We start from the raw sequence: 9,907 nt of genomic DNA, 5'->3' as shown, positions 1-9,907 counted from the left end.
CTCGCCCCGGCTCCCGGCGCGCCCGCAGGCCCGGCCGGCCCGGGGCCCGGCGCGCAGGCGCCGGACGGGGGCCGTACGGGCGCAGCCGCCCCTCCCGCCCCGCTGCCGGCCCCCGCCGGCGCGCTCGGCGAACCCGCAGCACCGGCCGGAGCGCACGGCGGACCCGCAGCCCCCCGCCCGGGGAACCTGCGGGCCCGGGTGACCAGCTTCGTGGGGCGCGAGGGCGACATCCGGGCCATCGGCGAGGAACTCGGGCGGGCCCGGCTCGTCACCCTGCTCGGGCCCGGCGGGGCCGGGAAGACCCGGCTGTCCCTGGAAGCCGCCGAGCACGCCGCCGGGGCCTGGCCCGACGGGGTGTGGCTCGTGGAGCTCGCGTCCATCGACGGGCACGGCGACCCCGAGGACGTCGCCGAGGCCGCCCTCGCCGCGCTCGGCGCCCGCGAGACCAAGCTGCGCGGCGGCGCCGCCGAGGAGCTGCGGGCGCTGACCGACCGCGCCGGCGACCAGCCCCTCGACCGGCTCGCGGATTACTGCGCGCGGCGGCGGCTGCTGCTCGTCCTGGACAATTGCGAGCACGTCATCGGCGCCGCCGCCGAAATCGCCGAAGAACTCCTCGCCCGCTGCCCCGGCATCCGGATCCTGGCCACCAGCCGCGAACCCCTCGGCGTGCCGGGGGAGTTCCTGCGCCCGGTCGAGCCACTGCCCGACCCCGTCGCGCTCCGGCTCCTGGGAGAGCGGGGGGCCGCCGCCCGGCCCGGGTTCCGGACCGAGGACGACCCCGCGGCCGCCGCCGAGATCTGCCGCCGCCTCGACGGGCTGCCGCTCGCCATCGAGCTGGCCGCGGCCCGGCTGCGGCTGCTCACCCCGCGCCAGATCGCCGACCGCCTCGACGACCGCTTCCGGCTCCTGACCGGCGGCGCCCGTACCGTACTGCCCCGCCAGCAGACCCTGCGCGCCGTCGTCGACTGGTCCTGGGACCTCCTCGACGCATTCGAACGGGCCGTGCTGCGCCGCCTCTCCGTCTTCTCCGGCGGCTGCGACCTCTCCGCCGCCGAAGCCGTCTGCGCCGACCCGGGCGCCCCCGACGTCCTGGACCTCCTCGGCTCCCTCGTCGACAAGTCCCTCGTCGTCGCCACCCCCGGCCAGGGCGGCACCGGCATGCGCTACGGGCTCCTGGAGACGGTCGCCGAGTACGCCGCCGAGCGCCTCGCGGAGGCCGACGGGGACCGCGGGGCCACCGAGCACCGCCACCTCACGTACTACCGCGAACTCGCCCGCACCACCGACCCGCTGCTGCGCGGCCGCCGCCAGCGCGAGGCCACCCGGCGGTTCGCCACCGAGTACGAGAACCTCCGCAGCGCGCTGCGCCGCGCCATCGCCGCCCGCGACACCGGCGAGGTGCTCTGCCTCGTCCACTCCCTCGCCTGGTACTGGTCGATGCACGAACTGCGCACCGAGTCCCGGCACTGGGCCGAAGCGGCCGCCGCGCTCGGCCCCGACCCCTTCCGGGCGCCCGTCGTACCCGCGCAGCCGGTGTACGCACAGGTCGTGGACGCGCCCCCGCCGTACAGCGGGGAACTGCTCGCCGAGGCCTGGCGCGGCATCCGGCTGATCCGGCTCGCCTCGCGCAACCAGACCGACGAGGGCTGGGAGGCGCCCGGGGTCCGGGAGGAGGTCGCGGGGATCGTCGCCGCCTACCGGCCGGGTCTGCCGCAGACCTGCCGCAACCCCGGAGGCCTGTGGGTGTACGCCGTGATCGTCAACGGGGACACCGCGCTGCTCCAGCACGTCCTCGACACCTCCGTCGACACCGCACGGGAGCTGGACTACCGCTGGGAGCTGGCCGGCACCCTCCAGGTGCGGGCCAACTGGCTCGCCAACCGGGCCGCATGGTCGGGGGACGCGGAGCGCGACGCCGACGAGAGCCACGCCATCTTCGAGTCGCTGGGCGACGACTGGGGCTGCGCCGAGGCCCTCTCCGCCCGCGCCGAATCCCGTGAGAAGCGCGGCGACTACGCGGCGGCCGCCGAGGACTTCCGGGCGGCGATCGAGCACGCGGAGCGGCTCGGCGCCCGGTCCCAGGTCACGGTTCTGCGGGTACGGATGGCCGGGACCCTCGTCGAGAGCGGCGAACTCGCCGAGGCCGAGTCCATCCTCGGCGAACTGCTGGAGACCCCCCACCCCTACGGCAACGAGGCCCTGCCGGTCGCCCGGATGTTCCTCGCGGGCGTCTACGGCCGCACCGGCCGCATACCCGAGGCCCGCCGGCAGCTCAAGGTGATGCGCGAGGAGTTCGCGCTCGGTGCCTTCGCCGTCTTCGACGGGTTCCTTTTCGGCATGATGGCCTGGCTGGAGAACCAGGCCGGCGCGTACGAGGACGCCCTCGCCCATCTGCGCAAAGCCATGCTGGGGTCCGCCCGGGATCCCCTCGCCCTCATGGTCGCCCCGCAGATGCCCGCCGTGAACCTGCTGACGGCGGCCCTCTCGCACGCCCGCCTCGGCGGCGGGGAGCACGCGTACGCCGCCGCGCGCCTGCTCGGCGCCTACCGGGCCCAGTTGCCGGCCCAGCACTTCCCGGTCAGTACGGAACGCGAGGACTCGGCCCGCGCCGAGGAACTGACGAGGGCCGCGCTCGGCGGGGCCGCGTACGCGGCGGCGTACGCCGAAGGCGGCGGCCTCACCCTGGAGGAGGCCACCGCCCTCATCTGACCCGGCCCCCGTCCGGGGCCCGTCCGGGACGCGATCCGGAACGGACCGGTCTGCCCGGATCAGGTCTTCTGGCGGAACTTGCGGACCGCGAGCGGCATGGTGACCGCCGTGATGGCGACCGACCAGATCAGGGTCACCGTCACCGGGTGGGCGACCGCGCCGCCGTTGATCAGTCCGCGGGCCGCGTCGGCCAGGTTGGACAGCGGGTTGTAGTCCGTGAAGGCCTGCAGCCAGCCGGGCATCGTCGACGGCGGGGCGAAGATCGAGCTGCCGAACTGCAGCGGCATCAGGACCAGCATCGCCATGCCCTGGACGGCCTGCGCGGTCTTCATGGTGAGACCGAGCAGGATGAAGATCCACATCAGCGAGGCGCCGAAGACCGCCGACAGGCCGATGGACAGGAACAGGTCGAACACCGAGGTCTTGATCGACAGACCGAGCATGAAGCCCACGGCGAGCAGGATCGCGATGGCGACCATCATCCGGCCGAGCTCTACGACGATCTTGGCGATCAGGACGGACGAGCGGGCGATCGGCATGGACCGGAACCGGTCCATCACGCCCTTCTTGAAGTCATCGTTGACGCCGGTGCCGACGCCCATGGCAATGTTCATGCCCATCATGGCCATCAGGCCCGGGACGACGTAGTTGACGTACGCCTCCTGCTGGCCCTTGCCGGAGATCGCGCCGCCGAAGACGAACACGAACAGCAGCGTGAAGATGATCGGCATGAACAGGACGTCGAACATCGACTCGGGGTCCTGCTTGATCTGCAGGGCGTTGCGGCGCACCAGGGCGCCGATGTGCCGCAGATTGGCCCGCAGGCCGATCCGGCCCTCGCCGGCCGGGGCGGACACCGCTGCCGCCGGGGCGGGCGCGGGCTTGGCGGTGGTGACGGTGCTCATACCGCGACCTCCTCGGTCTGCTCGGTGGGAACGGAGTCGTCGACGGCGGGCCGCTGGCCCGTGATGGCCAGGAACACCTCGTCGAGGCTGGGCAGGTAGGTGCCGAGGTCGGCGATCGCGTACCCGCGGGCGGCCAGCAGGCCCACGACGGCGGTCAGCTGCTCGTCGCTCAGGATCGGGACCAGCAGCACGCCCTCGTCCGGGACGGCCTGCGAGCCGGCGACCCCGTCGAGGCCGTTCTCCGCCAGGGAACGGGCCATGCCCGGCAGGTCGGAGGGGTCCACGGGGCGGATCCTCAGGGTCCGGCCGCCGACGCGGGCCTTCAGCTCGTCGACCTTGCCGTTGGCGATGACCTTGCCCTTGTCGATGACCGTCAGCTCGTTCGCGAGCTGCTCGGCCTCCTCCATGTACTGGGTGGTGAGCAGGACGGTGGCCCCCTCGGCGACCATCCGCTGCACCTCGTCCCACACCTCGTTGCGGGTGCGGGGGTCGAGACCGGTGGTCGGCTCGTCCAGGTACAGCACGGCCGGGCGGCCGATCATCGAGGCGGCCAGGTCGAGCCGGCGGCGCATGCCGCCGGAGTAGTTCATCGCGGCCTTCTTGGCGGCGTCGGTGAGCGAGAACCGCTCCAGCAGCTCGTCGGCGCGCGAACGGGCGTCCTTGCGGGACAGGTCGAGCAGCCGGCCGATCATGTAGAGGTTCTCCCAGCCGGAGAGCTTCTCGTCGACCGAGGCGTACTGGCCGGTCAGGCCTATGGTGCGGCGCAGCTGCCGCGGCTGGCGGACCACGTCGTAGCCGGCGACGGTCGCGGTCCCGGCGTCCGGGACGATCAGGGTGGACAGGCAGCGCACGAGGGTGGTCTTGCCCGCGCCGTTGGGGCCGAGGACACCGAGGACCGTGCCCTCGCGGACGTCCAGGTCGACCCCGTCCAGGGCCTTCGTCTCGCCGTAGTGCTTGACCAGCCCCCGTACCTCCACGGCGTGCGGGCCGCTCACGGGATTCTTGTCGTTTCGCGTCATGTCCCACATGGGACCATCCGCCACCGACAACGCACCGACAGTGGACCGACAGCCGACCGACAGGCAGCCGTCGGGTAAGTCCTCGGGGGATCCCCGGGACGCCGCAGGCCCGCCGACGCGGGGTCGGCGGGCCTGCGGTACGGGCTCAGCGGGTCAGTGGAAGCTGTGCTCCGCCTGCGGGAACGTTCCGCCGACCACGTCCTCGGCGAAGGCCTTCGCCGCGTCGCCCATGGTCGCCCGCAGGTTCGCGTACTGCTTCACGAACTTCGGCATCTTCCCGCCGGTCAGGCCCATCATGTCCGTCCACACCAGCACCTGCGCGTCGCACTCCGCGCCGGCCCCGATGCCGACCGTCGGGATGTGCAGGGACCGGGTGACCTCGGCGGCCAGCTCGGCGGGGACCAGCTCCAGCACCACCGCGAAGGCGCCCGCGTCCTGCGCCGCCTTGGCGTCGCGCAGCAGCTGGTGCGCGGCCTCGTCGCCGCGGCCCTGCACCCGGTAGCCCATGGCGTTCACGGACTGCGGGGTCAGGCCCAGGTGGGACATGACGGGGATGCCGGACTGCACGATCAGCTCGGTCTGGTGCAGCGAGCGCTCGCCGCCCTCCAGCTTCACGGCCCCGACGCCGGCCTCCTTCACGAGGCGGGTGGCGCTGCGCAGCGCCTGCACGGCGCCTTCCTGGTACGAGCCGAACGGCAGGTCGCCGACGACCATGGCCCGGCTGGTGCCCCGTACGACCGCGGCCGAGAGCATGGTCATCTCGTCCATCGTGACCGGGACGGTGGTCTCGTAGCCGAGGTGGCAGTTGCCCATGGAGTCGCCGACGAGGATGACCGGGATGCCGGCCTCGTCGAACACGGAGGCGGTCATCGCGTCGTAGGCCGTGAGCATCGGCCACTTCTCACCGCGCTCCTTGGCGAGGGTGAGGTCGCGGACGGTCGTCCGCCGGTTGCGCTTGCCCCCGTACAGGCTGGGGGCGGCGGCTTCGCGGGCAGGCGAAACGGCATGCGTCATTGCAACTGCTCCTTGATGTCATCTCGAGGCGCCCTCACGGCGTCCCCGGACTCACCCACCATGGTGGCACCTGCCGGGCCCGTGGCGAAAGTGGTGGGAGGACCCGTACGTCACACTCCTGCCGTACGCGAGGAGCACTGCCTGCACCCTCATTGCCCCCTCATGGCCCCCTCTTGGCCCTCTCATGGTCCCCTCCCCGGCGGTTCGGCGCGCGCGGGAGGCAATGTGCGCGTTTCGTGACAAGCGGAACCTCGGCCACACGGCCGTTCGTCCTCCCGGACGTACGGCCGGAACACGGCATGGAAGGCTCCGTCGATCGCCTAGGGTCAAGGTGCGGGGACGGAGCGCGAGCACGGCAGCGAGGGCAGTGGCATGGCACAGGCGTACATGACGGAGACGGGGAACGGCGGCTCGGAGCCCGAGCCCTCCGGATCCCGCCTCCGGCGCCGACTGGCCGGGCTGCTCCGGGACCGGGGCATCTGGCGGCGCGGGATCGTGACCGCGGCCCTGGCCGCCCTGATCTCCCTGGTCATGATCTTCCACGCCGAGCTGCCGAACGACGTGGGCAACCTCGGCAGCCTCACCGAGACCTTCCTGCCCTGGCTGGGCCTGGCCGTGCCGCTGCTGCTCGCCGCGGCCGTCGTGCGCAAGTCGGCGACCGCCCTGATCGCGATACTGCTGACGGCCGTCGTGTGGGTGAACCTCTTCGGCAGCCTGGTCCTCGACAAGTCCGGCTCCGGCGGCAACCTGATGGTCGCCACGCACAACGTCGACGCCGACAACCCCGACCCGCGGGGCACCGCCGTCCAGATCGCCAAGTCCGGCGCCGACGTCCTGGCCCTGACCGAGCTCAAGGGCAGCGCCGTCCCCGTCTACGAGCAGGCCCTGGCGGGCGCGTACAAGTACCACTCCGTCGAGGGCACGGTCGGCGTGTGGAGCAAGTACCCGCTCAGCTCCAGCGCGCCCGTCGACATCAAGATGGGCTGGACCCGCGCCATGCGCACCACCGTGGACAGCCCGTACGGCCGGATCGCCGTCTTCGCCGCCCACCTGCCCTCCGTCCGGGTCAAGCTCAACGCCGGCTTCACCGCCAACCAGCGCGACAACAGCGCCGCCGCCCTGGGCAACGCGCTCGCCGCCGATCCGCTGAAGAAGGTCATCCTGCTCGGCGATCTCAACGGCACCATGAACGACCGGTCCCTGTCCGACGTCACCTCGCAGATGCGCTCCACGCAGGGCGCGGCGGGCGACGGCTTCGGCTTCAGCTGGCCCGCCCAGTTCCCGATGGCCCGGATCGACCAGATCATGGTCCGCGGAATCAAGCCGGAGGCTTCCTGGACCCTGCCGCGCACGGGCAGCGACCACCTGCCGGTCGCCGCGCGGGTCACCGTGAAGCCGTAGCCCTGCCCGTCCCTGCGGCCGTACGCCCGTACGGGTGAGAGAGGGGCCCCGCCGCTCCGGCGGCGGGGCCCCTGCGCCGGTCGCGGCTCAAGACACGGCCTAGGCGTGCTCGCGCCAGCCGTTCGTGATGGGCAGGCGGCGGTCCTTCCCGAAGCCCTTCGCGGAGATCTTCGTGCCCGGCGGGTACTGGCGCCGCTTGTACTCGGCCGTGTCCACCATCCGCAGGGTCTTGGCGACCAGCGCGCGGTCGAAACCGGCTTCCACGATCGCGTCGATGCCCTGGTCGCGGTCCACGTACAGCGCCAGGATCGCGTCGAGCACCGGATAGTCGGGCAGCGAATCCGTGTCCACCTGGCCCGGGCGCAGTTCGGCGCTCGGCGGTTTGACGATGGAGTTCTCCGGGATCGGCGGGGTCTCGCCGCGCTCGGCCGCGGCCCGGTTGCGGTACCGCGCGAGCCGGAAGACGTCCGTCTTGTAGACGTCCTTGATCGGGCCGTACGCGCCCACCGAGTCGCCGTACAGCGTGGAGTAGCCGACGGCCAGCTCCGACTTGTTGCCCGGGGCCAGCACGAGGTGGCCCTCCTGGTTGGAGACCGCCATCAGCATCGTGCCGCGCAGCCGGGACTGGAGGTTCTCCTCCGCCAGGCCCGTCAGGCCCAGCGAGCCCATGTACGCGTCGAACATCGGCTCGATGGGCACGGTCCGGAAGTTCAGGCCGGTCCGGTCGGCGAGGTCGGCCGCGTCGCCCCTGGAATGCTCCGAGGAGTACTTCGAGGGCATCGAGATCCCGTACACGTTCTGCGCGCCGACCGCGTCGCAGGCGATGGCCGCGACGAGCGCGGAGTCGATGCCGCCGGAGAGCCCGATCAGGACGGAGCGGAATCCGTTCTTCGTGACGTACGCGCGCAGGCCCACGACGAGCGCGTCGTAGACCTCCTCGTCGTCGTCCAGGCGGTCCGCGTAACCGCCGGTGACCACGGGCTCGTACGCCTCCAGCGGCTCCTCGGAGAGGACCACGCGGTCGATGCGCAGCCCGTCGCCGACGAGGCCCTCGGGGGCGTCGGCCCGGGCGGCGGGCAGGTCGAGGTCGACGAGGACGCAGCCCTCGGAGAACTGCGGGGCGCGGACGACGACCTCTCCGTCGGCGCCGACGACGATCGAGTCCCCGTCGAAGACCAGCTCGTCCTGGCCGCCGATCATCGCCAGGTAGGCGAGGGTGCAGCCGGCCTCCTCGGCACGCCTGCGCACCAGTTCGAGGCGCTGGTCGTCCTTTTCGCGCTCGTACGGGGAGGCGTTGATCGAGATGAGCAGCGCCGCCCCGGCGGAGCGGGTGGCCGGGACGCGGCCGCCGTCCTGCCAGAGGTCCTCGCAGATGGCCAGGGCCACGTCGACGCCGTGCACCCGGATGACCGGCTGCGTGTCGCCGGGCACGAAGTACCGGAACTCGTCGAACACGCCGTAATTGGGGAGGTGGTGCTTGGCGAAGCGCAGGACGACCTTCCCGCCGTACAGCACGGCCGCCGCGTTCTCCGGGGAGCCGGCGGGGCGGCCGAGCCGCGGGGCGGCGTGCTCCGTCCGGTCGAGGTAGCCGACGACGACCGGCAGTCCGCCGAAGCCCTCGGCCGCCAGCCGCTCCGCGAGTTCGCGCAGCGCCGTACGGGAGGCTTCGACGAAGGAGGCGCGCAGGGCGAGGTCCTCGACGGGGTACCCGGTCAGCATCATCTCCGGGAACGCCACCAGGTGGGCGCCCTGCTCGGCGGAGTGCCGGGTCCAGTGCACGACCGATTCGGCGTTGGCGGCGATGTTGCCGACCTGCGAGTCGATCTGATTCAGAGCGAGGCGAAGTTGAGGCACGGGCCCAGTGTAATCGTCTTTCTGACGCGATGTCCTGGGTCCGTGCCTCCTGCCGTGTCGTACGGGGCCCCCGGTCAGCCGATCGAGCCGCTGAACTTCGCGCTGGGAAGGCTGATGCCCGGGGAGATGTCCGCCACGAGGTGCTCGGTGCCCTCGGGGACCTCGTAGGCCAGGACCCCGCTGGCGGACTCGCCGGGCAGGATGTCGCCCCGGATCATCTTGGGGACGTCGCCGCCGTCGAAGGCCAGCTTGGCGGTCATGCCCTTGTCGTCGCGGACGTTGGGCACCGCGTAGATGACGTTGTGGGTCTCGGTGGAGTTGTTGGTGATGGTGAGCGTGAGCTCCACCGCGTTCTCGACCGTCGAGTACTTGTTCTTCGTGACGTACTTCTTCGGCTTCGAGAGGGTCACCTTGATGCCGTTCGGGTACGTGTACGTCTCGCCGAACGCCAGCGGGGAGTCGATGCCGGGGACCTGCTTGGGCGACGGCGTCGGTGAGGGGTAGGGGTACGCGGACGGGCCGCCGTCGGGGTCGGGCGGGACGTCCCAGCCCTCGCGCAGCTTCTTGTCGGCCACGTTCGTGACGACGTAGCCGGTGAGGAAGAGGCCTCCGACTGAGGCGCCGAGGCCGAGCACGGCCAGGGCCGTGCCGGTGACGGCCATCGCCTTGCGGCCGGCACCCTTCGAGGCGCGGACGAGGGCGCCGATGCCGATGCCGATCCCGACCAGGGCGAGGATGCCGCCCGCCCAGAAGAGGAACGGGATGATGCCGATGATCACGGCGGCGATGCCGAGCGTGAGGGCGGCGACGGCCAGGCCGTTGGTGGTGCTCGGGGCGGGGGTGCCCCACGGGTTGCCGGGGGCGCCTGGGGCGCCGGGGTGGGCCCCCCAGGCGCCGCCGGCGGGCGGTACGGGCGGCACGGGCGCACCGAAGGAGGGGGCCGGGGGTGCGGACGCGGGCGGCGCGAAGGACCCGGGCGCGGGCGGCGCGAAGGGGTCGACGCGG

Annotated in this window: 7 protein-coding genes; 2 read left to right on the top strand and 5 right to left on the bottom strand. The window is 72.6% G+C overall.

The window, feature by feature from the left end:
- Positions 1-2,709, top strand: a 2,709-nt coding sequence (locus ACS04_RS21060) for an ATP-binding protein (protein ID WP_048478247.1), incomplete at its 5' end; no start/stop codon positions are given.
- Between the two features lie 59 nt (positions 2,710-2,768).
- On the opposite strand, the gene ACS04_RS21055 is transcribed toward ACS04_RS21060, so the two are convergent.
- The 3 genes from ACS04_RS21055 to panB all read right to left on the bottom strand — a co-directional run bounded on the left by ACS04_RS21055 (position 2,769) and on the right by panB (position 5,647).
- Positions 2,769-3,614, bottom strand: a complete 846-nt coding sequence (locus ACS04_RS21055) for an ABC transporter permease (RefSeq protein ID WP_048478245.1) — start codon at positions 3,612-3,614, stop codon at positions 2,769-2,771.
- Complete coding sequence (locus ACS04_RS21050; protein WP_107438656.1) at positions 3,611-4,642, bottom strand: ATP-binding cassette domain-containing protein; 1,032 nt, start codon at positions 4,640-4,642, stop codon at positions 3,611-3,613. Before ACS04_RS21050 ends, ACS04_RS21055 begins: the two co-directional genes overlap by 4 nt.
- 144 nt (positions 4,643-4,786) lie before the next feature.
- Positions 4,787-5,647 (bottom strand): 3-methyl-2-oxobutanoate hydroxymethyltransferase, encoded by an 861-nt coding sequence (panB, locus tag ACS04_RS21045; RefSeq protein WP_048478244.1) that lies wholly within the window; start codon positions 5,645-5,647, stop codon positions 4,787-4,789.
- Positions 5,648-6,019: 372 nt separating this feature from the next.
- Between panB and ACS04_RS21040 the strand changes: the two genes are divergently transcribed.
- A complete protein-coding gene (locus ACS04_RS21040; RefSeq protein WP_048478243.1) occupies positions 6,020-7,048 on the top strand; it encodes an endonuclease/exonuclease/phosphatase family protein in 1,029 nt (342 codons plus the stop codon).
- 99 nt (positions 7,049-7,147) lie between these two features.
- Here the strand turns inward: ACS04_RS21040 and ACS04_RS21035 are convergent, their stop codons facing one another.
- A complete protein-coding gene (locus ACS04_RS21035) occupies positions 7,148-8,902 on the bottom strand; it encodes an NAD+ synthase (RefSeq protein WP_048478242.1) in 1,755 nt (584 codons plus the stop codon).
- Between the two features lie 74 nt (positions 8,903-8,976).
- Positions 8,977-9,907, bottom strand: a 931-nt coding sequence (locus ACS04_RS21030; protein WP_048478241.1) for a DUF4352 domain-containing protein, incomplete at its 5' end; no start/stop codon positions are given.

This window comes from Streptomyces roseus, from assembly GCF_001044425.1.
Taxonomy (GTDB): Bacteria; Actinomycetota; Actinomycetes; order Streptomycetales; family Streptomycetaceae; genus Streptomyces; species Streptomyces roseus.
The sequence above is the reverse complement of the archived record's forward strand: the minus strand, read 5'-3'. Positions and strand labels throughout refer to the sequence as shown.